A 25917-nucleotide genomic window follows, 5' to 3' on the forward strand; every position below is an offset into this window, starting at 1 on the left:
TGCGTTGTCTGCAGCAGAGAAACGAGATTATGCAGAGCTTTTTCGTCGCTGTCAACAACTCGTCGAAGAATTTTTATCATCAACTCGCCGCCAACTACTCCTGAATTTCCAGCCAATCGCCAACCACCCAATCGACCGCAAACCCGCTCCACACCTGCTTCTCTACCGCCAAACTCCATCGCCTCAACCTGCGTTTCGGCGCTGTGTTTTGCAGCGAGGGGCGAATACTAATGTGCGGATGCGCGGCTGGCAAGCTTTTTGTGAGGTGCTCGCAAAAAAACTTGTTGAGCACCCGCCTACTGCGCGATGAGGCCCTGTTACGTCGAGGTTCGAGCGGGGCTGCACGCCTCGCCCAGCCTGCCAGTGACAGGGATGCAGGCCATTGGTCCCGGAACGCCCTTTTACTTATAGAGAAAGAGAAACCATTGGCATCAATGCTTGATCGGCGCCTTGCACAGCCCCTGGTTGTAGAGAATCGCCTTGCTGGTCGATGCGTAGTTGTCAGCGTCGCACGGCGGCAGAAACAGTGATGCGTCCTTTTGTGCTTTGAGGGCAGTTGTCTCAGACAGCACAGCCAGGCACTGGGCGTTGTCACCGCGATGGTATTCAGTTACGGCAAGATCACTGCGGGCCTTGTCGCGCTCAATCCAATCCATGAACGGGTCGCAATCGGAGAGCAACGAACGCAGCGTTGTGCGGGCTGCATCGTAGTCCTTGGCGGCATATTGTTTGTGGGCCTGGCCGATGCGAGCCTGGCGCTGACGGTCTGTGCAGGCGGCCGGGGCACGGCGGTAGTCACCATCAAACATGGCGCGCATGCCGCAGAAACCTCGGCAGGCCTCCGCAGTGGCTGAGGAATCGAGCTTGAGCGCATCTCTATTACCCGACACGGCAATGCGGCACTTGCCCTCGTCTTTCTCGATGCCGACTCGGCCTTGGAACGTACCTTCAATCGCGCACGTGTGGCAGTTGCCGCCGATGGTGGAGATATTGAAGCTGCCGCCCTTGACCGTCATCGTGCCGCTCGCGCTGCCGCCCAGGATGTAGACGTACTCGCCCGGCTCGACGGCTGGGCCGGCCGCCATGGCGCACGCGCTAGCCAACAAGCCTGCAATCGTCAACGCGCGCCGCATCCACATTCCAAATGCCATGGTGTTTGCTCCAGATCCATGGAGGCGAATGCCTCCTGCAAGCGCGCCGTTCTGGCGGCTGGGTATATCGACACGCCACCGTCCTGACGGCCGGCGCCGTAGCGCAGTCAGATGTGAAACAGCGCCAGCACGGCCACGACACCGCCGACAGCGCCTACCCCGTACGAAAGCACCTGCATCCAGCGCCGGCGCGAGAGTAATGTAATGGCCGCCAGCGCGATCGACACCTGAATGGCGACGACCGCTTGCGCCCACCGGTGATGATGGTGCACGGCAAGCTCACTGGCGTCGTCGGCCTCTTTAGCCAGGCGCTCCTGGTCTTCAGCCTGACGGCGAATGTCTTCCTTCTCGGCGGCGTAACGCTGGGCTTCGCGCTTAGCGGCGGCCTGATCGGTGCCGGGCAGTTGGGCGGTCAGCTCGGCAATGGCTTGCTTCTGACCTTTGGCTTGGTAGTACGCCCAGCGGTTGGCGGCCTCGGTCTTGTGGATGGCGGCTTCGTTCTTGGCAAGTAGCGCAGCGTTTTGTGTAGCGCCGCCTTGGTAACCGAAGATGGCGCCGGCCGTCGAAAGAATCGCCGTCATGACGGCGATACGCCCGGCAAAGCTGTCGGCGTGGCCGCTTTCTGCTGCGTGCTCGAGCGCATGGTCATGCGCGCCGTGCACGTGAAATCCTTCTGACATGGTTGCTCCCCTTCTACTCTTATATCGTCGGTCGCCTTTCAGGCGCGGGCCTCACAATGCATGGCCTTGCGCGGAAAGGCAACGCCTTGCGGCGCACATCCAACGTGCAGATGCGGCTTGCTGACGCGGTCACACAATGGGCACGCGTGCGCAGCAATAGCAAATCATTTATACGCAAAAGAATTGCGCCGTTGAATACATGAAACCGGTCCGTATAATCGCGCAGCAATGCGAACCCGAACCAATATTCGGCTCGGCAACTGCATTGTTAATAAAACAAAACAATACTGCGAGTCACACCCATGGATGCGTCCCAAAAGCCTTTGGCGCCATTGCCCGAAGAGGAACACCACCCCGCCATCGTCCGCGTGGCCGACGCGACGATCCGCGATGCCAATGCGCTGCTGCACGCCAACGGCGGCCTGAAGTTCGGCCGGGGCATGATCGGCACCATCCTGGCGTTGGTGCTGGGCTTTCTGTGCTTGCTGGGCGTGCTGGCGTTTCACTTTCCGCAATATCTGACAACGCCCGAATTACGGCGTGCGTATTCGGTGGACGTAATTCGGCAGATTCTGTTTGTCTCTCTGTTGATCTCAGGCGGGTTATCGCTGGCGAATATCGTGCTGGATAACCGCCGTCGCCTGAACGGCCTGGCGTTCCTGTTTGTCGTGATTGCCGTTGCGCTGGGCGGCTCGCGCGTGCCGGTAGGCGATTTTCCGGATCACACGCCCTATATCGGCATGGATTGGTTCATTCTCGACCTGCTCGGCTCGACGGCGATTTTCGTGCTGCTAGAGAAGCTATTCCCGCTCTACAAGAAGCAGCCGGTGTTCCGGGCCGAATGGCAGACCGATATGGTGCACTTTGCGGTGAACCACTTCATCGTGGGGCTGGTGCTGCTGGTGGTGAACTTCGTGATCCACCGCGTGTTCGGATGGATGGTCCATGCGGACTTCCAGCAAATGATCCAGCACATCTGGTTCATTCCGCAGTTGCTGCTGTGCATGCTCGTGGCCGACCTGATGGAGTACGTCACGCACCGCGCTTATCACGAGGTGCCGTTCCTCTGGCGCTTCCATGCAGTGCATCACAGCGTGAAGACCATGGACTGGCTGGCCGGCTCGCGTCAGCACATTCTTGAACTGATCGTCACGCGAGTGGCAGTGCTGGGGCCGCTGTTCGTGCTGGGATTCGACAAAGCCGTGGTCGATGTCTACATCATCATCGTGGGCTTCCAGGCGGTGTTCAATCACGCCAATGTGCATTTGCCGTGGGGGCCGTTGAAGTACATCTTCGTGACGCCGGATTTCCATCATTGGCACCACTCGTCGGAAGACGAAGCGATCGACAAGAACTACGCTGCGCACTTCGCCTTCATCGATTACCTGTTCGGTACCGCAGTGAAATCGAAGAAGGCCTTCCCGGAGAAGTACGGCGTAGTGGGTGATTACATGCCCGACGGCTTCGTCAACCAGCAGCGCTTTCCGTTCCGACGTCAGCAGAACTGAGTCGAAGGTTTTTCATCATGCCGCCCACCGCCGCCGCTCAGCGCCTCATCGCCCGCCTGGGTCTCGAACCGCACCCGGAAGGCGGCTTCTATCGCGAAACCTATCGCAGTGAGGAACGCATCCAGCGAAGCATCCCGCCCGTCGAACGTGCGGCTGCCACCTCCATCTATTACCTCTTGGCGGATGATGCATATTCCGCCTGGCATCGGATCCAGTCGGACGAGTTGTGGCACTTCCATGCGGGGGACTCACTCAATGTGCATGTGTTGGAAAACGACGGTACGGTGAGCACGCATCGTCTGGGCCATGCGGCCGACGACGCGATGGCGGTGTACCAGGCGGTGGTTCCGGCGGGCTGCTGGTTTGCGGCCGAGCGCGTGCTGGGTGAACATGGCTATGCGCTGGTCGGCTGCACCGTTGCACCGGGGTTCGAGTTCAGCGAGTTCGAACTGGCCGACGATGGCGCGCTGCTGGCAAAGTACTCGGCACATGGCGATCTCATCCGAAGGTTGCTGCCCAGGCTTGCGGCGCGTTAGTCAGCACCACACCACGTTTTCATAGCCGACCGTGCGGCGGTAGACGCTTACACCCCGCCACGTGCTGTACTCCATGTACGCGCATGTCAGGACGACGATCCAGTTGGCTGCTGCGATGGCTGTGGTGGACATATTCCCTCCCTCTCTGCCTGCCCGATAGCTGTCTTATCGGCACGTTTTCAGTCTATGAGAGGGGGCTCCCAAACCATTGCACGAGCAATGACGCTTCTCGGCCCTTATTTCCGGATCTCGTCTCCGTATGGGCATCACGCGTCGCAAACGCCCGCGTGGCGAGGCTCCAATGCATCTTGGAACGCACAGCATGGCGGCGATCGCTAGTCTTCATCGGCGCCCCGATCTACGCTTGTGAGGCGCGCTGCGGCGTGACGCACGCTCCCCATCACACAAACGCCTTCGGAAAAACATCATGGCTACCCTCGGATTCATCGGCCTGGGCATCATGGGCGCCCACATGGCCCGCAACCTGCTCAAGGGCGACCACACACTGATCGTCAGCGGCAAGCATTCCGTGCCGGAAGATCTGCGTTCGCGCGCGACGGTGGTCGCCAACTCGGCGGCGGTAGCGCAAGCCGCGGACATCGTCATCGCTATGGTGCCGGACACGTCGGACGTGGCCGATGTGCTGTTTGGAGAAGAAGGGGTCGCGCAGGGCTTGGCTGCAGGCAAGCTCTTCATCGACATGAGCTCGATCTCCCCAATTGAAACGCAGGCCTTTGCCAAGCGCGTCGAAGCGCTGGGCGGGGATTACCTTGATGCGCCCGTTTCAGGCGGTGAAGTCGGTGCACGCGATGCGACGCTCACGATCATGGTTGGCGGCAAAGAAGCAGCGTTCGAGCGTGCCAAACCGCTGTTCGCCCTGATGGGCAAGAACATCACGCACGTGGGCGACACCGGTGCTGGACAAACCTGCAAGGTGGCCAACCAGATCATCGTGGCGCTGACCATCGAGGCCGTGGGCGAGGCGCTGCTGTTCGCATCGAAGGCCGGGGCCGATCCGGCACGGGTGCGCGAGGCGCTGATGGGCGGTTTTGCCTCCTCGCGCATTCTCGAAGTGCATGGCGAACGCATGATCAAGCGGACGTTTGACCCTGGCTTTCGCATCGAGCTGCACCAGAAAGATCTGAACCTGGCGTTGGAAGGCGCTCGCAAGCTCGGCATCGCCCTGCCGAATACCGCCGCTGCACAGCAGCTTTTCAACGTGTGCGCCGCCAATGGCGGCAAGGCATGGGACCACTCAGCCATGGTGCGCGCACTGGAATTGATGGCCGATCACACCATTGCCTGAACCAAAACGGGGTGCGTGCCCAGGCGAGCACCACCCGCCCCGTTTTACGACCGTCGACGGCGTCGACTTACAGCTCAAGTTGTTCCAGCACTTTCCCCTTGGTTTCGATGCCGAGGAAGTAGATGGTGATCGCGGCCAGTATGGGGACCAAGGCCAGCAGCAGGAACGCATTGCTGACGTTGCCCGAGCCGATGGTCGAACCGATCAGCATCGGTGAAAAGATGGCCGCAATCTTCAGCCACGCGCCGCCCATGCCGCAACCAATCGCGCGGATGTTGGTCGGGTAAAGCTCCGGCGTATAGACATATGCGGTGATGAAGCCGCACGCCATCAACCCCAGCGCCAACGAGCACAACCCTGCCACCACATAGAGCGACTGCTCGTGCAGCAGCCCGGCCAGCGCCAGCGAGACGCCGCACAGTACGAATGACACCACCATCACAGGCTTGCGGCCCACCTTGTCAACGATCATCGCGCAGATCAGTGAGCCGACCACTCCCAGCACCGAAGCCAGCGCCGCCAGGTTGAGCGCCAGTTGCAGCGGCGCGTGATAGATCGTCTTGTAGACCGTCGGCAGCCACGTCGACAGACCGTACTGGATGAAACCGCACGTGGCCCACAGCATGGCCACGACCACGGTGCGCTTGATGTACACGGGGCCGAACAGATCGCGCATACCGCGCTTCGGGTGGCGATGCGACATCTGCTCGAATGCCGAGGTATCGCCCAGCGGAGGCAGCGGCTCCTTGGCCTTGGCTTCAAAGCGTGCCTGCGCTGCGTCCGCCTCGGCCATCCGGCCATTCGTCGCCAGCCAGCGCGGGGACTCCGGCACGGCCTTGGGCAGCGTGAAGAACAGCACCAGCGGTATGCCGCCGAGGAAGTACATCACCTCCCAGCCGAAATGCGGTACCAGCCACGCACCCAGTGCGTTGGACACCAGCAGGCCGATCGGGAACACCACCTCGTAGAGCAGCACGAAGCGCCCGCGTCCATGTGCGCGCGTGACTTCGTTGATGTACGTAGCGGCCACGGGCAGCTCCCCGCCCAGGCCGATGCCTTGCACGATACGCAGTGCTGCAAACACGGCAAAACTGGGCGCCACGCCGCAAAGCAGGCTCATCAAGCCGATGATGCCCGCGCTATAGCCGATCATGCGCACGCGGCCAAATCGCTCGGCAAGCATGGGGAACACCAATGCACCGATCAACTGACCGATGCCGGGCGCGCCAATCACAAAAGCAATCTGTGCCGGCGTCAGGTGCCATTGCGCAATCAGCAGCGGCAGCGTCGCCGCGATGACGATCACGTCAAAACCATCGAAGAACGTCGCGAGCCCGATCAGCAGACGCGCGCGCACGTGCATGCCGTTACTCTTGAGCCGCTCGATGCGGGCAACGATCTTGCCCAGGCTCATCGCGCCCAGCGGCCCATCGTGGTCAATTCCGTTGTCAATCAAAACACCTGGCTTCATGTGAAGCTCCTTCCGGAGGAAGTTGATGCGCCACTGGGTCGCTGCCCAGCGGCGCGCGTTGGGTCAGGACGTCAGAACGAGTGATGCACCCCGGTGCTGACAACCAACTGGTTGCGCTGCGCCGCCACACCCACGCCGTTGATGGCGGCAGATCGCGCATCGCCGGACGCACGCTGATACGTGCCTTGTACATACACCTGCGTGCGCTTGGAGAACGCATATACGTTGCCCAGGCTGAACTGGTTCCAACGGGCACTCTCGTACTTGCTGAAGGTATAGCCCACGTTGAGCGTGTTGGCGGCGCTGTAATGCCACGCGGTGCCCAGGTCGACGTTTTGCGCGCGGGCGTTGGCGCCGCCCAGGGTGATACGCGTTTGTGTATAGACCGCGTTGATCTGGACCGGCACGCTGCTGAATTGATACAGCGCGCCGGTACCGAACGACTTGACCGAACTCATCGGCGTCATCACACCCGGCACCAGCGTCGTGCCCAGCGTGTTGGTGATGCCCAGGCGGCCAGCGATGTCCAGCGCGCGATCGTTCGATGCCGTATAGGCCGCGGCCGCACGGAAACCGCCGTTGGTGTAGTACGCCCCCAGGCTGTAGCTGCGGCTCTTCGACGGTGAACCGGGCACCTCGCCAAAACCGTACATGCCGCCCAACTGCAGCCCGCCGAAGACCGGCGAAACGTAGCGCACGGCGTTATCGATCTGGAACTGGTTGGCCAGATTGTCGAAGTTGCCCGGGTGGAACAGGTAGAAGTTGGTGAGCTGGAAGCCATTGCTCAGGCGGCCGAGGTAATCGAACATGAAGTCCGCCTGATGGCCGAGCTGGATGTTGCCCAGGCGATCATTGGTCAGGCCCACCCATGCCGTCCGGTTGAACAACTTACCGGCCACCACGCTGTTGCCGGTGTCGCCCAGAAAGCCCGACTCCAACTGGAAGATGGCCTGCGTACCGCCGCCAAGGTCTTCCGAACCGCGCAGGCCGAAGCGGTCAGGCTGCATGGTGCCCGGGTCCATGCGCAAAGCGGAGCCGCTGGCCGCACCGCTCTTGAGGCTGTTGATGTAGGCCACGCCTTCATCAATGCTGCCGTACAGCGTAACGTTGCTCTGGGCTGCCGCTGTGCCGGCCAGGCTCATCGCCGCAATGGCGAACAAGGTCGTTTTCATTTGCTGTTTCCTCCACTGGACAAGGTGTCCGCCCCGCCAGTTGTTATCGCCGTCTTGGTGGACGGGCTGGTTGTGGTTCTTGTTTTGTTCCGTATGCGAAACGTCGTTTAAAATAAAAACACTGCGAAAAAAAGAGCGCGCGGCTGGTCAGGCCGGCGCCTAAACCATCCTGCGCTTACAGATCAATCACGAGGCGCTTACCCTTGCAGCCGGATACGCAAACCATCATCGTCTGGTTGGATGCACGTTCGCTCTTGGACAGAACGCTGTCACGGTGGTCGGGCTCGCCTTCCAGCACGCGCGTTTCGCACGAACCACACACGCCTTCCTTGCAGCTGTGTTCCACCTCGACGCCAATCTCGAGCAGTGCGTCGAGCAGCGACTTGCCAGCCGGCACGCACAATTCAGCACCGTTGCGCGCGAGCTTGACCTGGTACTCCCCCTCCTGCACCGATTCCACACCGGGGTCGGCCGCAAAGCGTTCGATATGGACGTTGGTGTAGCCCAGCGCTTCGCAGGCCGCCTCGAATGCCCGCAGCATCGGGCCGGGGCCGCAGCAATAGAAATGCGTATCGGCCGGATGCCCTGCAAGCAGCGCTTTCAGATCGGGGGGGCCACCGGCTTCTGTGTCCAGGTGAAAACGCACCGCTTCGCCATGGGCGGCAAGCTCATCGGCAAAGGCCGCTTCGGCGCGCGAGCGTGCGCAGTACAGCATCGAGAACGCCTTGCCTTGCTCGGCCAGGCGACGCGCCATGCAGACGATGGGCGTCACGCCGATGCCACCTGCAACCAGCACGGTGCGCGGCGCGGTTTCGTCCAGTTCGAAGTGATTGCGCGGGCCGCCGATCTTAAGCGTCGAACCCACGCGCAACTCCTCGTGCACGTATCGCGAGCCGCCGCGGCTGTTGCGGTCGAGCAGCACGCCGACCACGTAGCGATCACGCACCTCCGGCGCACCGCACAGCGAATAACTGCGCACCAGCCCGTTGCCAAGATGCAGTTCGATATGCGCGCCGGGTGCGTACTCGGGCAAGGTCTTGCCGTCGACATCGCGCAGCTCCACGCTCACGATGCCTTGGGCTTCGTAGCGCATGGCATGCACGCGCAGGTTGAGGGGGGGATTCATAGCACGTCTCTCTGCAACGTTTCAGCGCTTTTCCGTCAGGAACTTGCCTTCCGGGCCGACGACGTTCTTCTGCCGGCGTGTGTTGCCGTCAATGCCGCCATCGATGGCCCATTCGGCGAACACGGTCGGGCCGGGCTCGAAATCGCGCGGCTGCCAGTCGGCGTCGAGCTGGTCTTCATCGGCGTAATACTCGATCAGGCCGCCGGCGGGGTTCTTGAAGTACCAGAAGTACGCCGACGAAATCGGGTGTCGCCCCGGGCCCAGTTGCGTGTCCCATCCACAGCGCGACACATGCATGCCGCCGCCGAACACTTCATGGATGTCGCGCACGGTAAATGCGACGTGGTTGAGCCCGCTCTTGGCCTGCGGCGTTTGCAGCAGGAACAGATCGTGGTGACCGCCTTCCGGCTCGCAGCGCAAGAACGCGCCCCGACCCGGGTAGTGGTCGGACGGCACAAAGCCGAGCTTCTCGATGTAAAAGCGCTCGGTGGCCGCCACGTCCTTGACGAAGAAGACCACGTGGCCGACTTCGATGGGCGTGGCACGCTCGTAGATCGGGCTGGGTTGATTGCGGCGCGGTTTGTCCATCCACGTGTTCATGGCAGCGCATTGCACGTCGACATCGCGCTTGGTGCTCAGTTGCACGCGCACTGCCAGGCCGTTCGGGTCGGTGCAACCGACGCGGCCATCGGCGTGCACGTAGCCGGGCTGGTCGGCCAGCTTGTCGACCAGGCGATCGAGCACAGCTTGCGAGTCAGCACCCCAGATCACCTCGCGCAGCGTCGGGCCGGCCTCCATGGCCGGCGGCAGCGTCACATCGTCGCTGCGCTTGACGCGCACGCGGCAGCCGTTGAGTGTTTCGAACAGCAGGCCACTGGCGTCTTCCGATTGCAGGGCGAGGCCCCAATCCAGGAAGAACTGCTTGCAGGCGGCGAGGTCGTCGGCACCGTAGACGATTTCGTCGATGCCTCGAATCGTGTTCATCTTGATCTCCTGTGGTCTGGGTGTTTGCTTCGGCGTTAGAGCCGCTAACAAGACCCAGCGAAGCGGTCCTGGCTAGGCGCGGCGCCGCAGACAGTACTTGAGTACGGCAAGGCGGCACAACGACGCCAGGAGGGTTTTGTTAGCGGCGCTTAGTTGACGTTGGCCCAGGCCAGCGGTTGTTCGTTCAAGCCCCAGTAGAGGCTCTTCTGCTCCATGTACTGCAGGATGCCGAGGCGGCCTTTCTCGCGGCCCAGGCCGCTGTCACGCCAGCCGCCAAACGGCGTCGAAATCGAGAACTGCTTGTATGTGTTGATCCACACGTTGCCGGCCTGCACCGCGCGGCCGATGCGCCATGCGCGCTTGTAGTCGCGCGTCCAGATGCCTGCTGCCAATGCGTAGACGCTGTCGTTGGCTTGCTCGATCAATTCGTCTTCATCGTCAAACGACATGGCGACGAGCACCGGGCCGAAGATTTCTTCCTGGCAAATGCGCGCGCTGTTGGTCAGGCCTTCGATGATGGTCGGCGTGTAGAAATAGCCCGACTCGCAGCCTGAGATTGCGGGGCGCAAACCGCCCGTGCGCAGATGACCACCCTCTTCCACGCCTATCGCGACGTACGACTCGATGGTCTCGCGGTGGCGATCGGTGATTAGAGGGCCCATCTGCGTGGATTCATCGGCCGGATTGCCGACACGCAGACGAGCTGCGGCAGCGGCCAGACGATCCATGAACGGCTCGTACAGCGAACGCGCCACAAACAAGCGCGAACCAGCGATGCACGACTCGCCCGACGAGCTGAAGATGCCGTACAACACGCCATTGACAGCGTGGTCAAGGTCGGCATCTTCAAACACCATCGTCGGAGACTTTCCGCCGAGTTCGAGCGACACGGGCATCATCTTGTCGGCTGCAATGTGCGCGATATGGCGGCCCGTGTTCGTGCCACCCGTGAACGACACACGACGCACCAGCGGATGCTTCGTGATCGCATCGCCAATGACAGAGCCCTTGCCGGGCAGCACGCTGATCATGCCCTTGGGCACGCCCGCCTCTTCGCAAATGGCGGCCAGCTCCAGCGCCATCAGCGGCGTGACTTCCGCCGGTTTGACGACGACGGCGTTGCCCGCGGCCAGCGCGGGCGCCATCTTTTGCGCTTCGCTGGCAATCGGCGAATTCCACGGCGTGATGGCGGCCACCACGCCCATGGGTTCATGCACGCTCATCGTCAGGCAATCACCACGCGCAGGCGTGAGCGACTCTTCCAGCGTCTCGCATGCGGCGCCGAAGAACTGGAACGTGGCCGCAGCGCTTGCCACCAGCGCGCGCGTCTCGTTGATCGGCTTGCCGTTATCCAGGCGCTGGCGTTGTGCCAACGCTTCACTGCGCGAGCGGATCAGCTCAGCTACGCGGTACAGAACGGCCGCACGCTCGTGCGGCTTGCGCTGCGCCCAACCGCTGGACAGGAAGGCGCGGTAGGCGCCCGCCACAGCCTCTTCCACATCGGCGACGCTGGCAGCGTTGAGTTCAGCCACCACCTCGCCCGTGGCGGGGTAGCGCGTGACATAGCGCTCACCAGTGCCGAGGCGCCATTCGCCAGCGATGCAGATGGGGAGCAAGGACGTTGCGGTTGCGTTAAGGGTAGAGACAATCATGGCGCAATGGCCTCGCTCAAATCGAAACGGCGTGCGCGCGGTTGCCCAGCGCACGCACCACGCTGAACACCGTCAGCGCAGAAGTCTTGGGATTGGCCGCAAGCGGCTTGCCGCGCATCGTCAGTTCGAAGCCGCCAAAGGCGCCACGCGCCTCAACGTGATGGATGTTCTCGTCCACCGTCGGATCGGCCAGCAGCTTGACGTGTGTGTGTTCCAGCCCCAAGCCCGCCAACGACAACGTGGCAGCCACGTTGGCATTCTTCGGGAACAGGCGAGCAGCTTCGCGGGCGTTGCCTTCGAAGATCACGGTCGGCTCGCGCAGCGCATCCAGGTCAAACTGCTGCTCGGCCGGCGTGTCCTTCCAGGCGCGCGGCGGCTTGCGGCCGGTGTAGGTCACGGCATCCAGCCCGCCGACACGCGCGGCGGCCAGCGCATCGATGGCACCGATGGCACCCGACAGCAACTGCACCTGCGCGTTGCCACGCCGTGCCGCTGCCTCCAGCCGTTCAGCCACGCCCGGTTCGGACAGCGCACCCACCGATACCACCAGGCAATCAATGCCCTGCTCCAACGCCGGCAACACATGCTCTTCCAGCGCGTCGTGGCCAGCGCATTCGACCAGTAGATCAGGATGCGCGTCGGCCGACAGACGCGTCGTGACACGCGCATGCGGCGCGAACGGGGCGATGGCCTCGCGCGCCTTGTCCATCGCGTGCTCGGGCACGATCACGGCGTCAAAGCACACATCCGGATCGCTCTTGAGCAGCTCCAGCACGCCCTGCCCGATCGCTCCGCACCCGACCATCGATACATGCAGCATGTCCGACTCCTTGAATTGGCTCGATTGCAGGTTCACGCCACCACCGTCGTGCGCTCGGCTGCGCGCTCGCCCTGGCCGTCCTTGGTCTGCTGGTTGACCGGCGGGCCTGCAAAGATCGTCTTGAAGCTGCCGATGGAGAGCATGTCGATCTCCATCAGGAACGGGCCCTCGCCGCTGGTGGCTTCCTTCAATGCGCTGCCCACGTCGGCCAGATCCGACACGCGGCGATGGCGCAACTGCAGCGACTGCGCGAGTGCCGCGTAGTCCGGCGTGTGCAGATCCACATAGTGGCGGCGGCCGCCGTACTGCGCGTCCTGGATGTTCTTGATGACGCCGTAGCCCTTGTCGTTCATCAGCACGATGACGAGGTTGGCGCGCTCCTGCACAGCGGTCGCCAGTTCACCCAGGTTCAGGATGAAGCCGCCATCACCAGCCAGGCAGAACGTGGTCTTGCCCGAGCCGGTGGCAGCGGAGGCGATGGCCGCGCCAATGCCCATCGCCAAACCTTGTCCGATGCCACCACCCAGCGCATGGACGCCAGCACGCGAATCAAAAATACGCAGTTGACGATTGCCCCACGTGCTGTTCGACACCGTCACATCGCGCACCCAGTTGAACTCGCGGCCCACCGCGGCTTGCAGCGCTTCCACCAGCTTTGCGTACGGACCGAGGCCATCGATCAGGCCGCGCACCGCCGTCTCGTGTGCGGCGCGCAGGTCGGTGGCGAATGCCGCATCGATCTGCATCTTCTTTTCGAGCCGATCCGCCAGGCCATCCAGCGCGAGGGCCGAATCGCCGCATACGAAATAGTCGCTGGCGTAGCAACGGCCTTCTGCTGATGCATCTGCGTCAATGCGGTACAGCGGGCGCGGCAGCTTCAGTTCGTACTTGAGCGTTTCATTGCCGCGCAGGCGTGAGCCGACCACGACCATTGCATCGCACGTCTGGTAGAACGCTTCGACCGGCTTGTGCAGGTTGAAGGCACCCAGCGAACGCGGGTCATCCTCCGGCACGATGCCGCGGCCCTGCGTGCTGGTGACCACGCCAAAGCCCAGATCCATCAGGCGCTTGACCTGCTTCGCAGCGTGGCGGGCGCCACCGCCCAGCCACAGCATCGGACGGCGTGCGCGCGACAGGCGCTCAGCGAGCTCGTCCAGCGCGTGGGACGACGGCACATGCTGCGGCACCTGCAGCGGGCGAAGGTCGTCCGGCATGGGGATCAGCGCGGCTTGAATGTCGATGGGGATCTCCACGCTCACCGGGCCGGCCGGGGCAGTCAGTGCGGTCTGCACAGCCAGCTTCATCGTGCTGATGGCGGTGTCGGCACTGCGCACGCGGAAGGCCGCCTTGGAAACGGCCTTGAGCATGGTGAGCTGATCCGGCGCTTCGTGGATGTACGCGAGGCTCTGGTCAAGGTAAGGCGTTTCGATCTGACCCGTGATGTGCAGCAGCGGCGTGCCGGCGGTCAGGGCTTCGACCATTGCGCCCGCCGCGTTGCCGGCCGCGGTGCCGGTGCTGGTCAGGCAGACGCCCAGGCCGCCCGTGGTCCGGGCATAGGCGTCGGCCATGTTGGCGCCGCCGGCTTCACCGCGCGCCATGACGAAGCGGATCTTGCCGCGCTCGCCCATCGCATCGAGGATGGGCATGTTGTGGATCGAGATAACGCCAAAGGCCGCCTTGACCTCGCAGGCCTCCAGGAAGGCTGCAATCGCGTGGCCCACCGTGACCAGTTGTTGTTCCTGTTGTTGTCTATTAAGCATGACGGGAGTGTCCTCCGGAGATATCGATGTGGCTGCCCGTGGTGTACGAAGACAACGGCGAGGCAAGGAACAGAATGGCGCGGGCTGCTTCTTCGGGCAGACCCAAGCGTCCAAGGGGAATATGTTTTTGCGCGGCCAGGCGGCGCGTCCACGCTGCCCAGTCGAGATGGCGATCTTCTTCAGAGCGTGCCTCGAAGCGACGGCGCCATTGGCCGGACTCCACCAGCCCGATCAGGATGCCGTTGACGCGCACGCCCTTCGGTGCAAACTCAGTCGCCATCGAGCGCACCAGGTTGAGCACACCCGCACGCGCAGCCGAGGTGGCCACCATATGCGGCTCGGGCTGCTGCGCCAGCAGCGAATTCACGCAGACGATCGCGCCGTGCTCCGAGCGTTCCAGTTGCGGCATGAAAGCGCGCGTGGGGTGAATCACGGAGAAGAACTTGAGATGCAGTTCCTGCGTCCACGCGGCATCGTCGGTATCGGCAAACGTCGAGACGCGGCCCTGGCCGGCGTTGTTGACGAGCATATCGACGGGGCCAAGGGCTTGCTCCACGGCGTCGGCAAAGGCTGCCATCTGCGCGGCGTCGAGCACGTCGCACGTTGCGGCAAACAGCCTGGCGTTCGGGAAGCGGCTGCGCAGACCTTGTTCGGCTTGCGCGAGACGTTCGGCATTGCGGCCGCACAGCGCCACGGCGGCACCGGCTTCCAGCAGCAGTTCAACGGTGGCCAGGCCGATGCCGGAGGAGCCTCCGGTCACGACAGCCGTCTTGCCGGTCAGATCGATCATCGGCATGGTCATTCCCGGAACAGGTTGACGACCTTGCCGCTGGCGGGGCGGTAGTCCAGCAGGTAAGACAGCTCACCGGCAGCGGCGCGCACCTTGTCGATCATCAGGTCGAGCTGCGCGGGCTCGATGCGCGGCGACGGAATGGTCGTGCCGAGCGCCGCCACCACCTTGCCTGCGCGGTCCAGCACCGGCGCAGCAATCGTCGAGATGTTGGCTTCAAAGAAGCCTTCCTGCAGCACGTAGCCATGTTCGCGGTCGCGCTGGACCATCTCGAACAGTTCTTCCACCGTGCGCGGCGTGTTGGCGGAGAACACCTCCAGTTGCGGCTCCGGATAAAGCTGGCGCAATTCCGCCAGCGACAGGTCAGCCAGCAGCACACGACCCAGCACCGTGGCATGTGCCGGCAGGCGCGTGCCGACATTTACCGAGCTGGTGAACGGCGTGGGAGCAACCGACTTCGCCACATAAACGATCGAGCGACCATCGCGCACGACGAGGTTGCATGGGTAATGAATGTCGTCGCGCAGGCGATCGAGCAGCGGACGGCCCAACTCGGTCAGTTCCAGCGAGGCGAGATACTCAAAGCCCAGGCGCAGCACCGCCATGCCGAGTCGAAAATCGCGGCCGCCGTCTACGCGTTCTATGAAGCCCATCACTTCAAGTGTGGTCAGCAGGCGGAACACCGTGGAGCGCGGCACCTTCAGGCGGCGCGCCAGTTCCGGCGCCGACAGAACGCGGTCTTTGTGGCTGAATTCGCACAAGAGGCGCAGGCCGCGTTCGAGGCCCGGCACGATGTACTTTTCCTGCACGTCTTCTGAAATGAGGTCGTTGCTCATACGTCTTGGCGCTTAGGCGTTTTGAGATTGGGAGAGAACGGCGTGTTCGATCCAGCCCGCGATAGCGTCAGGCGCATCGATATAGGAGGCATGCCCGGCTGACGGCACAAGCGCAAATGGCAGACCGAACGTCCTGGCCAGCGCTTCGCAGCCCTGTGGCGGCGTGATGCCGTCCACATCGCCGCAAGCGACTTGTGCCGGCGTCGATGCGGGGCGTTTGCGCAGATAGGCGCCGATGTCGTCGCCGCTGAGCATCGCCACGGCCTGGCGGTAACCGCCATCGTTGAGACGCTTCATATTCCAGCGCACCCAGGCGCGTTCTTCGTCGGTCGCGTTCGGACGCAACAGGTGGGCGTGGCGCGACTCCGCCATGCCGTCGATGCCGAGCTGGTCCAGCGTTGCGAGACGCTGCGCTTGCACGGTCAGCGACTTATCTTCCTGCCCCGGCTGGCCGTAGCCCTGCGCGGGGTTCAGAAGCAGCAGGCACTTGGGCTGCATCGCGGCTGGCGCGGCGGCCACAAACGCTGATGCCATCAATGCACCCAACGAGTGGCCGACGATCGCATCCGGTGCCACATGCAAGGCCTCCAGCCATGCCCGCAACCGCACCGCATAGTCGGCGGCGCGCGGTGCAGCCTGTTCGAGCGGCGTGGAATTGCCGTAGCCCGGCGCATCCCATGCCAGCACGCGCATGTTGTGCGAAAGAACCTGCGCGCAAGGCAGCCATGACGCGGCGCTGGAGCTGATGCCGTGCAACAGCACCACCACCGGCCCGCGCTCGCCCCATTGCCGATAGCCGATGCGATCGCCGCGCGCGTTGATGGCGACGGTGCGTTCGGCAAACCCGGCGCCCAGCGCAGCAAGCGCGTCGGCAACACGGAACGGGTGGGAAGACATGACAGCCTGCACGCTCATGGCATCAACGCTTGATCTTGGCGAGCGGATGCTCGGGCGGATACGTCGGCGTGATCGGCTTCTTGGCGCCGAGCATCACGCACATCAGCGCGTCTTCATCGCCGATGTTGATTTCTTCGCGGTACACGCCGGGCGGCACCGAGACGAGGTCGCGATCGGTCAGGATGGTTTCGTAGCGCTCGCCGTCCTTCTCCAGCACCAGCTTGAGCTTGCCGCGAATGATGAAGAACACCTCTTCCACATCGGTGTGGAGGTGCGACGGGCCTTCGTGACCCGCCGGAATGACCATCGTCGAAAACGTGAAGTGCTCCGCCGGCACCGTGTTGGTGTCAGCGGCCACGCCCGTGCCGCCGGTGCCGAGGTAGCGCATTTGCGCACGGCGGTATTTCGGGTCGAAGTCGGCCTGGAACTTGAGGGCGTCCCAGTCATAGCGGCGGGTGGCAAAACGCGCCACGCGGCTGTTCATCCAGTCTTCAAACGACGCGCCTTCCGGGCGGTCCCACGTGCGTTGCACTTGCTGTTGTTCGGAGAGATCGCTCATTGAATACCTCTTCTGAATGGTGTGTGGATGCATTACTGCATGACGAAACCGCCGTTGACGGCCAGCGTCTGGCCCGTCACGAATCGGGAAAGATCGGACAGCGCGAACAGCACGGCGCCGCACACGTCGTCGGGCACCTGATCGCGCGAGATGGCGCGCTGGTCGCGGTACAGCGCATGGCGGTGCGCCGGCACGTACTCGGTGGCTTCCACCAGCGTCAGGCCCGGTGCGATGGCGTTGACGGTGATGCCGTCTGCGCCGCATTCGCGCGCCAGAGACTTGGTCATGCCGATGACGGCGCTCTTGCTCGCCACGTAAGCCAGCAGGTTCGGCGCGCCCCACAGCGGGGTGTCGGACGACAGATTGACGATCGCGCCTCGGCCCGATGCCTTGAGTGCAGGCAGGCAGGCTGTCGTCATCAGCCAAGTGCCGCGCACGTTGACGTTCATCACGCGGTCCCAGGTGTCAACGTCGATCGACGATGCGTCACGCCCGCCCGAGTTGGTAATGGCCGCGTTGTTGACGAGGCCGTCGAGCCCGCCCAGTGCCTGCGCAGCCGCAGCAGCGCATGCCTGAATGGAAACCGGATCGCCAAGATCAAGCGCGAAGCCGTGCGCATCAAAGCCTGCTGCACGCAGCGCTGCGGCCTCTTCCTGCACGCGCTCGCCAAGAATGTCAGCCAGCACAACTGCGCCACCCGCTTCGGCAATCGACTTGGCAAAGGCCAGACCGAGACCGCGCGCAGCGCCCGTCACGAGCACCTTGCGGCCAGCCAGCAGCCCGGCAGTTGGATGGCGCTCAGGCATGTTGAGCTTCCGTGGGAACGGGCTTGAGCATGGCGACCGGCGCATCGGCCAATTCGGTGGCGGCGCGGCGTGCCAGCACGCGGCGGATACGCGTGATGCCGATGTCGTGCTGATACAGCGTCTCGTGCTCGCGCGCTTCGGGTGCCATCGACTCCAGCACGACACGGTCCTGCTCCAGCACATCCCAGTGCAGGCCTTCGAGGCGATTGCGATACAGGAAGCGCCACACGTCGCGCTGCCAACCCTGCACGTGGCGCGTACGCCAGAAGTAGACGATGCAGTGCTCCTCATCCACCGGCGTCACGATGCCGATGATGGTGAACGGGCCGCCCGGGCCGACCTTCGGTTGATACGGAATCGACAGGCGCAGCCACATCGTGCCGGTCTCGCCAAACTCAGTCCAATCGAAGTTCACGCCGCGCTGGCCGGTCTTCTGGAACATGATCCCGTGGTCGGTTTCAACCACTTCCATCACGGCTTTCTTCTCGCCGCTGGCCATCGAGTGCGACACGGCGTGCAGGTAGGCGCCGTGCATCGGATCCATGACGTTGTCGATGGCATAGCGGTAGTTGACGTTCCAATGCGCGAAGCAGAGGAAGTGGCTGTGCTCGTCGCTGGTCAGCTCTTCAGGCAAGCGCAGCGTGCCCACCGCGTCGTCGAACTCGGACGGAGCCTTGTCGCCAAACCACAGGAAGATGGCGCCGGCGCGTTCCTGCACCGGGTAGCTGCGCACGCAGGTCTTGCCTTCCATGGGGCAAGCGTCGACAGCCGGTACGCTGGTCACCGTACCCTGGCCGTTCACTTCAACGCCGTGGTACCAGCAAGCCACGTGGTCGCCCAGGTTCCAACCCATCGACAGGCGCGCACCGCGATGCGGGCAGCGGTCTTCCAGCGCATGCACCTGGCCGGCGGTATCGCGCCACAGGACGATGTTCTGGCTCAAACGCGTGATGCCCACCGGTGCGTTCTTCACATTCCACGACGCCGCGACCGGATACCAGTAGTTGCGCAGACCGGTGTTGATGCGCGCTTCCTTCTGCGCTTCCTTGTTGCCTTCCATTGCTTGCCTCTTCTGATGGGTTGAGCCGTTCGCCTCTGCGGGCAATGCGGCGTCGAATCGTGTTGGAACCGGCCTCGTCTCAGGCGCCCAGGCGGCGCATCTCGGCCAGGAAGGTGTCTTCCGTCCAGGCCTCTCCGCCTGCGGCATTGCGCGGGCCGCGCTCATTCAGCACGGCCACGATGTCGGCCGGCGTTTGTGCGCCACCCAGGAATGCCGCCTCCAGCGAATCGGCCAACTGGTTTTCATAGGCTGTCGGCTCGGACGCGCGCGTCTGCCACACCAGATTGGCGACATGACCGGGGCGCTCGACACGGCCCTTGCCAGCGACGTTGTTCGGAGAAATCGGCTCCCACGGAGCGAGGTCGGGGTTGTATTGCGATTGCATTTCTGTCGACTCCATCACGTTTCGCTTGTTTTACCTATGAAACGTCTGTTAATATCTGGAACACAGGTGCAACTATAGACCGCGTCTTCGAAATCGCAGATGCGGGATTACCCTATGGCTTGCGGAAAAATGCGGCGGCGGTGGACGGCGCCTCCGCGGGATCGCGCACTGGACAACGGTCTTGGTACCGCGCCCGCGATGCGGTGCGCCGGCTGACTTACGAAGCTGCGTGGCCTCTGTCGCGGCAATGACGTCTTACGATCGACGTTCCTTCAACCCGCACCTGTCGATCATCATGAGCGTGAACCTCTCTGTCTGCGCGCTGCCGCCGACCAACTTCTACGTCGCATACAGCAACGGCCGCGAGCCCATCAACGCCCCCACCCTGGCCAACCAGGCCACGATGGAAGTGAGAACGGATCAAGCCCAGAAGATTGCCGTCATTCAGCAGGACGGCCACCACATCAAGGTCGACAAGGTCGGACCTGACGGCCAGCAGACCACCCTGGCCGACTTGGACATCGGCGGTGTTCAAGACGCCCTCAAGGTCGTGGGCGGCACGCATTCCAACGACTTGAAGATCGATTCCCACGCTACCTGGTTCGACGTTCTTGGACACGGTACGTCCACCTCGCTGGACCTCGGCGACGGCTATTCCGTCAAGATCGACAAGACCATCGACGAACATCAGTTCCTGTCGATGTTCGGCAACAATCCGCCAACGTACACGACCAGCGTCGAGCTTCAGGGTCCGAACGATGAGCACATCAGCTACGGCGCCGAAGGCGGTAGCGATTGGAACCACTTCGACGTGCCGAAATTCGATTGTTGAGGCGACCTCCCTTTGCAGGCGGGGCGCGACCGCTAGCCATTGCCATCCGTCCACGGCGCCAGCAGCCCGAGCAGCGCCCGCGCGCCAATGCCGACGCCCAGCACGAGCGCCGGCTGGAACGTCGAAAGCCCGCCCTTGTCGAGTAGAAAGTCGTCCGCTGCAGGCACGTTCGGCCCCTTGACCGCACCGCCGACCGGCATGCGCCACCACGGCAGCAAGCTGTTGTGGCGCACGACCCGGCCAAGATCACGCCGGGCGCGGTAGGCATCAACATGCATCTGCTGAAACGCGCGGAAGAACCACCAGTCTGCCGATACCTTTCCAAGTTCCACGAGTGCCGACGACCAATGGCTGCCGCCGGCTGCCAACAGCAGATGGGCGGCGTCGGCGCCGGTAAATGGCAAGACGCCGAGCGTGGCCAGCTTGTTGGACCACTCCTGCAGCAACGTCACAGGCACCGGCTTGCTGGTAGGCGTGCCCACCTCCGGCAGGAACGGATACACGATCAACGGGCGATGCCCGAGGGCGACCAGCCATTGCAGTGGCCGGGGCAGATGCTCTGTTCCGCCGAACATCGAGGGCAGCCTGGCGCCTGCCGGCCGCACGGTCGGGTCCTGCTGCAGCCGATCCGCCCGCAGGCTCAGCGTGCGGCCCAGCCGGGCACTGGCGCTGGCCATCGGGTGCACAGCAGAAAAGACCAGCGTCGCCAGGTTTGACAGCGTATCGCCCGCCGCCTGCAACGATGCGAACGACGGGTCGAAGAAGCCCGGATGCATCAGGTGCAACAGGTTGGAAACATCGTTCGGGCCATAGCTCCACATGCGGATGGTCTCAAGCAGCCAGCCAAGCTCGCTGCGGGCCGACAAAACCTGCCCGGGCGCGGCGTCCACCTGCCGCAGGGCATCGCTGTCGTGCGGATTCACCTTGAGCAACATGCCGAGCGTGCGGTAGCGGTCCCGATCGGCTTTCGATACGCCGCGCAACGTGCCGCGCCAGCCGGTCATGAGGCGCCACGTAGAAGCCGGCGAGGCATCGGCCTGACGCGCGATGCGCACGCGCACGCCATCCGACACCATCCCCAGCGTCGACCGCAGGCCAAGCATGCCGAGCCCCAAAGCGTTCCAATCCGCCAGCGTGAAAGTCGGTAGACCGTAGCGCACGCCGGCGTAGGTGGCGGACGCGATCGTGGCCGTCGACGCCAACGCGCGGAACACCGGACCACGGATCTTCATGCCGCCGGAAACGGTCGGCGGCGTGTAGGGCTCACCGGGCTTGGGGCCGTAGGCGTTGCGCGGGTTCGGAATGCTCTCGTGATGGCGCCGGCTGTTGGCGTCTACCGTCACGATGCCCCCCTGCGGCGACTCGGGCGGCAGCCAGCCCACCTTGAGCATGCGACCCAGATCGCGCGCGCCCATCACGACGGGGTACGTAAACCGCACGCCTCGCCCGCCCGGAGCCTGCGCGATCTGGCGCGTCGCATCGTCGCGCGCCGCCGTGATCGACGACCACACCTGCGTATCGGAAGCGTCCAGCGCCAGGCCGATGCCCTGCTCGCCAAAAACAGTTTGCGGCGGCCGCGAGGTTGTCACGAATACCGCGGTCTCGGGCTGGCGGGACGCCCAGAAACGCCCTGGCTCGTTCGAGAAGCCATTCAGAAGACGGCGCCAAAGCGGCTGCCACTCCGGCGGACGCGGCTGAAGGTTGCTCAAGAACATGCGCCACGCTTCCTGCTCGTCGGAAATGTGCTCGGGGTCCACGCCCTCGCCGCGCAACGCAAATGCAGTGGCGCGCTCGACGGCGGCATCGGCATCGACGGACGGATTGGGCAGCGCCGGCTTGAGTAGCGGCAACGGCGGTTCGACGGTTTCCACGCGCGCGAAACCCCAGTCCTTTCGGTATCGCAAAGGCGGCGTGGTCACGGTTTCGAAGGCGGGAGATGTTCCTGGCGCGGCATCACGATCGGCCGCTCGACGCAGGAAATACCGTTGAATGCCGATCCGCGCCTGGGCCGGTGTTCCAGCGGCAAAGGTGAATTGTTCGTAAGGCCGCTCGTTGCCGAAGTGGTGGGCATGTGCGGGCGGCTGCGAGGCATAGGCAGCGATGGCATCGGCCTTGAGCCTGCGCTCCGCATCGTTCAACTGCAGCGTCCAGGTCCGCCCGCGCAGATTCAGCACGGAAGTCGGATACCAGCCGATCTCGTTGGCCCACATCAAGGGCAGTGCCTGGCCTGTGGAACGTTGGTACGCACGCGCGGCTTGGCGCATCAGGCGGCTGCCTTCGGCGTGGGCCGGATGCACGTTGCGGTTGATGCGCAGCCCGACGGCCAGATCGTATTGCTCCGTGCGCATGCGTTCGGCCAGGTAGCGGACGATGAAGGGCATGTTCCATCTGGCAACGATGCTGTAGCGCAGGACGCGCTCGCCGGGCCGGCGCCACGGGTTGATGTCGGCATTGCCATGCAGCACCGTCACCTTCACGCGCGCGCCGCCACCCAGCCGTGCATAGAACGCGCGCAGTTCCTCTTCGCGCAGTTGGCCCAGTGCGCCGGGTTCGGCAAATTCCGCACCGTCCCCGCCGTACACGGGCAGTGGAATGCCGGACTCCGTGCTGAAGATCGTCCCGCCGTTGCCACGCGTGATGTACACCACGTGGATCTCTGTGCCTGCCGCGATGGCACGCCGCAGCATGCCGGCCATGATGGTGTCGTCGTCGGGGTGCGCCAGCACCACCAGCATCTTGTTCACACCGGACGACTGCGTCTCCGCACGCTGGCGCTTGATACGCGGCATGCCGCCTGCGCGCCACTCGGCCGCTGTCATCGCCACGGCCATTTCCGTGACGCCGGTCCCGCTGCGCGGCACGCGCGTCGTCCCAAAATCCGGATGCAACCACGCTGCCGGCGTCGTGCGCTCCGCCGGCGCCACGTAGTCGACTGCATGCGTCAGCAGCATGGTCGCCACGTCCGGAACGAGCTGTGCCCACAAATCGTCGCGATCGTGCTCGCTCATCTCGTCGAAATGCGGCAAGGCTTCGGCCACGCCATCCGCCAGGTTGACGCCACCCGCCACGCCCGCGGCCCTGCCGAGCGCCCGGGCCACGGTAGTCGTACGGGTAAGCGACGTGTTCGGCGCCGATGCGGCCGACACCTCCAGTTCCGCACCCTCCGCCAACGCCCGCGCACCGAGCACGAGCGCGCGACCGAGCGCAACCGTCGCGGCGCCACCAATGCCTTCGGCCAGCACGGTGCCCCACACCTGACGCGCGTGGCCGCTCGTCAGCGGGTTGAGGTCTTCGTCGTGCGAGATCATCTGAGGCAGATCCGAGCGTGCGGCGCCGTACACAAGGCCCGCCGCACCGGCCAGCAACGGCACGATGCCGTCGGTCAGCACACCCGCAGCCAACAATCCGCCCGCCAGCACGGCGTCCAGATGGAAGGTACGGTTCGCCGCTTCGAACACACTCTCGATGCGCGCCTCGCCCATGAACAGACGCAGTTGCCCATCGGCATCGAAGCGATCGGCGCCTTGCGCATCGCAGTCCGGCGCCACCATCAATGCGGCCTCACCGCCGACGGGCAGGTCGCATGCGTGGCGGAAGTCGTCGAGCGAATCGTAGGTGCGGTTGGCGCCGGCATCCACCCAGCCGGTCGTGCCATCAGCGCGCGTGAACTGCATCAGCGCGCCGTCCTGGATCACGCTGTCGGCGGGCGTCAGCTCCGAGCTTGGCTTGATGGCCGTGACAAAGGGCAGAAAGTTCACCTGCAGCGGCCGCGTGCGATCGGCATCGCCATAGACGCGGTCAACGATCCGCTGAAGCTGGGCCCGCACATCGGCCGGTGCCGCGGCAAACCAGCGCCCCTGCCGGGCAGCCTCGACAAGTGCCTGCGGCGTGGGCGCATCCAGAGCGGTCACGGGCAGGATGCCGAACGCCAGGCCCGCGAGATTCATCAATTGATCGGCCGACGACACCGTGATGGCCTGATCGCCAAACTGGAGGAAAAACTGCTGGAGATACGGTCGGGCCAACTCCTGGCCGTGCGTTCGGAACAGCTCGAAACGGGCGTCCGCGTCGTCCTGCTGGGCTGGTGACAGCGCAGCAAGCAGATCCTGTGCGTGCGCTCTGGCCTCGTCGGTCTGGCTTTGCAAACGCGCGCGGGTGGCGTCTTGCGTGCCTTGCCGGGCACTGTCGACTTTCGCGCGCAGTCCGGCAAGCGTCTTCGCATCGGCGCCGGTGGCTTGAGCCATGCGCAAGTCCTGCTCGGCGCCATGCAGCGTGCGCTGTGCAGTCAGCCGCGTCAGCTCCGCCTGCGCACGGTCGGCTGACGCCTGGGAATGCGCAGCCTGTCGCTGCGCGTCGCCCGCCAACTTGCCGGTGAGCGTCTTGGCGTTGTCGGCCGCCAGGAAGGCCGCCGTCCACGTCGGCACGGCATCCTGGCGCGCCTGCGCAAGCGCCGCCGTAGTGGGCAACGCCTGCGTGCGGGGCTGGCACTGCAGAATCTGCTGCTGCCGCGCTTGTTGATCGGCGTACTGTGCGTCGGCAACGCGCTGCTCTGGAGCGATGTCGGCTTGCGCCTTGACAAGCGCATCGTCGCCGGCCTGCTGAAGGTTCTGCGCTTCGCCGTCGGGGATGGCGCCGCTGGCGCGGCCGGCGACCACGGCATCGTGGTACGTCTGCCAGTCGCCGCGATTGGCGGCGTCAGAAAGCATGGCCAATGCGTCGGCATGCACCGCGTCGTGCGTGTGGTTAAGGACGAGCGTGGCATTGCTGGCCGCCGCCTGAGCGTCACTCCATTGCGTGCGCGCATCCAAGGTGGCCTGGGAGGGTTCGTCGGGCAGGTTGCGCGCCGGCTGCCGCGCTGCGCGGTCACTGGCCTCGGCCGAATCCAGCACTTGCCGCGCATCGTCGAGCTGGCGCTCCGCCATGTCCTCGGCAACGCGCGCGTCGGCCTCGTCCGCCTGTGCCCGTGCAAGCACCAGCGCGGGCACCGCAGCCTCCTGACGCTGCTTCTGCTGCACCGTCATCACCGTCTGAACATGGCTGCCGGGCTGCGCCGCAGCCATTGCAGCAGCCTGCAGATGCGCTCGGGCGGCAGCGGCCATATCGTTCGCCAGTTGCCCATTGCGTTGCGCCTGTTGCCGCGCGGCTTGGGCGGCCGCTTCTTCGGCGTGTTGCCCACGCGACTGCGCGATCAATGCCGCACGCTCGGCCTGCAGCTCCTGCAAGGCAAACTGCGCCGCCAGGTAGGCCGCTTGCACCAGTTGCCGTGCGGGGTCGGTCGTCTCTGGGTCGATCGGCTGAGCAGGCTGCGCCGCTGTCACCGCGCACTGTGCGTCGCGAATCTGTGTGGCGATGTCGCGCAGACGCGCCTGCTGATCCGAGGAGGAAACGGAAGAAGAAGAAGACGCAGTGGACGCGTCCACCAACGCAGGCAAGGTGACAGGCATACAGCAGCACATAAGCTCAGATGCCGCGACCTTACGTGCCGCCCGCACATGCGGTGTTCCGGATTTTGCTAATGCAGCGAGCACATATGCCAGTTGCGCGCGGGCCGGTGCCGCACGCGCACTTCAGGCCTTACTGGATGCC

23 protein-coding genes are annotated in these 25917 nt (G+C 64.1%); 5 read left to right on the plus strand and 18 right to left on the minus strand.

The genetic code is table 11. From position 1 onward, the window contains the following. Positions 1-310 (plus strand): hypothetical protein (locus tag NG898_RS16620; protein WP_252693476.1); only part of this gene is annotated, 310 nt, incomplete at its 5' end. A 121-nt stretch (positions 311-431) separates the two neighbouring features. On the opposite strand, the gene NG898_RS16625 is transcribed toward NG898_RS16620, so the two are convergent. Both NG898_RS16625 and NG898_RS16630 read right to left on the minus strand, forming a co-directional pair. Next, positions 432-1133, minus strand: a complete 702-nt coding sequence (locus NG898_RS16625; RefSeq protein ID WP_252694153.1) for a hypothetical protein — start codon at positions 1131-1133, stop codon at positions 432-434. Between the two features lie 125 nt (positions 1134-1258). Continuing rightward, positions 1259-1831 (minus strand): DUF4337 domain-containing protein, encoded by a 573-nt coding sequence (locus tag NG898_RS16630; protein WP_252693477.1) that lies wholly within the window; start codon positions 1829-1831, stop codon positions 1259-1261. Positions 1832-2133: 302 nt separating this feature from the next. Between NG898_RS16630 and NG898_RS16635 the strand changes: the two genes are divergently transcribed. Further along, positions 2134-3339, plus strand: a complete 1206-nt coding sequence (locus NG898_RS16635) for a sterol desaturase family protein (protein WP_252693478.1) — start codon at positions 2134-2136, stop codon at positions 3337-3339. Between the two features lie 17 nt (positions 3340-3356). Continuing rightward, positions 3357-3875, plus strand: coding sequence for a cupin domain-containing protein (locus NG898_RS16640; RefSeq protein ID WP_252693479.1), 519 nt, complete (start codon positions 3357-3359; stop codon positions 3873-3875). Here NG898_RS16640 and NG898_RS26115 read toward each other — a convergent pair whose 3' ends face one another. Then, positions 3876-4007, minus strand: a complete 132-nt coding sequence (locus tag NG898_RS26115) for a hypothetical protein (protein WP_260773935.1) — start codon at positions 4005-4007, stop codon at positions 3876-3878. It abuts the gene before it with no gap. 295 nt (positions 4008-4302) lie between these two features. Between NG898_RS26115 and NG898_RS16645 the strand changes: the two genes are divergently transcribed. After that, positions 4303-5181, plus strand: coding sequence for a 2-hydroxy-3-oxopropionate reductase (locus NG898_RS16645; RefSeq protein ID WP_252693480.1), 879 nt, complete (start codon positions 4303-4305; stop codon positions 5179-5181). A gap of 67 nt (positions 5182-5248) precedes the next feature. Here the strand turns inward: NG898_RS16645 and NG898_RS16650 are convergent, their stop codons facing one another. The 14 genes from NG898_RS16650 to NG898_RS16715 all read right to left on the minus strand — a co-directional run bounded on the left by NG898_RS16650 (position 5249) and on the right by NG898_RS16715 (position 19499). After that, the gene (locus NG898_RS16650) at positions 5249-6652 is read right to left on the minus strand and encodes an MFS transporter (RefSeq protein WP_252693481.1); all 1404 of its coding nucleotides are present in this window, start codon (positions 6650-6652) and stop codon (positions 5249-5251) included. Positions 6653-6723: 71 nt separating this feature from the next. Continuing rightward, complete coding sequence (locus tag NG898_RS16655) at positions 6724-7824, minus strand: porin (RefSeq protein ID WP_252693482.1); 1101 nt, start codon at positions 7822-7824, stop codon at positions 6724-6726. Between the two features lie 175 nt (positions 7825-7999). Continuing rightward, on the minus strand, positions 8000-8950 hold the full coding sequence (locus NG898_RS16660; RefSeq protein ID WP_252693483.1) for a PDR/VanB family oxidoreductase: 951 nt from the start codon (positions 8948-8950) through the stop codon (positions 8000-8002). A gap of 21 nt (positions 8951-8971) precedes the next feature. Beyond that, positions 8972-9934 carry a VOC family protein gene (locus tag NG898_RS16665; RefSeq protein WP_252693484.1) on the minus strand — a complete coding sequence of 321 codons (963 nt, stop codon included), beginning with the start codon at positions 9932-9934 and terminating at the stop codon, positions 8972-8974. Between the two features lie 149 nt (positions 9935-10083). Further along, positions 10084-11586 carry an aldehyde dehydrogenase gene (locus NG898_RS16670; protein ID WP_252693485.1) on the minus strand — a complete coding sequence of 501 codons (1503 nt, stop codon included), beginning with the start codon at positions 11584-11586 and terminating at the stop codon, positions 10084-10086. 16 nt (positions 11587-11602) lie between these two features. After that, positions 11603-12406 carry an aspartate dehydrogenase gene (locus NG898_RS16675; RefSeq protein ID WP_252693486.1) on the minus strand — a complete coding sequence of 268 codons (804 nt, stop codon included), beginning with the start codon at positions 12404-12406 and terminating at the stop codon, positions 11603-11605. 32 nt (positions 12407-12438) lie between these two features. Continuing rightward, positions 12439-14166, minus strand: coding sequence for a thiamine pyrophosphate-binding protein (locus NG898_RS16680; RefSeq protein ID WP_252693487.1), 1728 nt, complete (start codon positions 14164-14166; stop codon positions 12439-12441). Next, positions 14159-14962 (minus strand): SDR family oxidoreductase, encoded by an 804-nt coding sequence (locus tag NG898_RS16685; RefSeq protein WP_252693488.1) that lies wholly within the window; start codon positions 14960-14962, stop codon positions 14159-14161. Before NG898_RS16685 ends, NG898_RS16680 begins: the two co-directional genes overlap by 8 nt. Positions 14963-14964: 2 nt before the next feature. Beyond that, positions 14965-15792: an IclR family transcriptional regulator gene (locus NG898_RS16690; RefSeq protein WP_092971309.1), complete on the minus strand. Its 828-nt coding sequence runs from the start codon at positions 15790-15792 to the stop codon at positions 14965-14967. Between the two features lie 12 nt (positions 15793-15804). Beyond that, on the minus strand, positions 15805-16707 hold the full coding sequence (locus tag NG898_RS16695; RefSeq protein ID WP_252693489.1) for an alpha/beta fold hydrolase: 903 nt from the start codon (positions 16705-16707) through the stop codon (positions 15805-15807). 4 nt (positions 16708-16711) lie between these two features. Next, positions 16712-17248 carry a cupin domain-containing protein gene (locus tag NG898_RS16700; RefSeq protein WP_252693490.1) on the minus strand — a complete coding sequence of 179 codons (537 nt, stop codon included), beginning with the start codon at positions 17246-17248 and terminating at the stop codon, positions 16712-16714. A 32-nt stretch (positions 17249-17280) separates the two neighbouring features. After that, entirely contained in the window at positions 17281-18054 is a 774-nt protein-coding gene (locus NG898_RS16705; RefSeq protein WP_252693491.1) for an SDR family oxidoreductase, read from the minus strand. After that, positions 18047-19114: an aromatic ring-hydroxylating dioxygenase subunit alpha gene (locus tag NG898_RS16710; protein ID WP_252693492.1), complete on the minus strand. Its 1068-nt coding sequence runs from the start codon at positions 19112-19114 to the stop codon at positions 18047-18049. Before NG898_RS16710 ends, NG898_RS16705 begins: the two co-directional genes overlap by 8 nt. A 79-nt stretch (positions 19115-19193) precedes the next feature. Further along, positions 19194-19499, minus strand: a complete 306-nt coding sequence (locus NG898_RS16715) for a recombinase-like helix-turn-helix domain-containing protein (protein WP_252693493.1) — start codon at positions 19497-19499, stop codon at positions 19194-19196. A gap of 247 nt (positions 19500-19746) precedes the next feature. Here NG898_RS16715 and NG898_RS16720 point away from each other — a divergent pair, with 247 nt between their 5' ends. Beyond that, positions 19747-20331, plus strand: coding sequence for a hypothetical protein (locus tag NG898_RS16720; protein ID WP_252693494.1), 585 nt, complete (start codon positions 19747-19749; stop codon positions 20329-20331). Between the two features lie 32 nt (positions 20332-20363). On the opposite strand, the gene NG898_RS16725 is transcribed toward NG898_RS16720, so the two are convergent. Then, positions 20364-25775 (minus strand): PIG-L family deacetylase, encoded by a 5412-nt coding sequence (locus NG898_RS16725; RefSeq protein ID WP_252693495.1) that lies wholly within the window; start codon positions 25773-25775, stop codon positions 20364-20366. Between the last annotated feature and the right edge of the window lie 142 nt (positions 25776-25917).

Source organism: Ralstonia mojiangensis (genome assembly GCF_023955645.1).
Lineage (GTDB): Bacteria > Pseudomonadota > Gammaproteobacteria > Burkholderiales > Burkholderiaceae > Ralstonia > Ralstonia mojiangensis.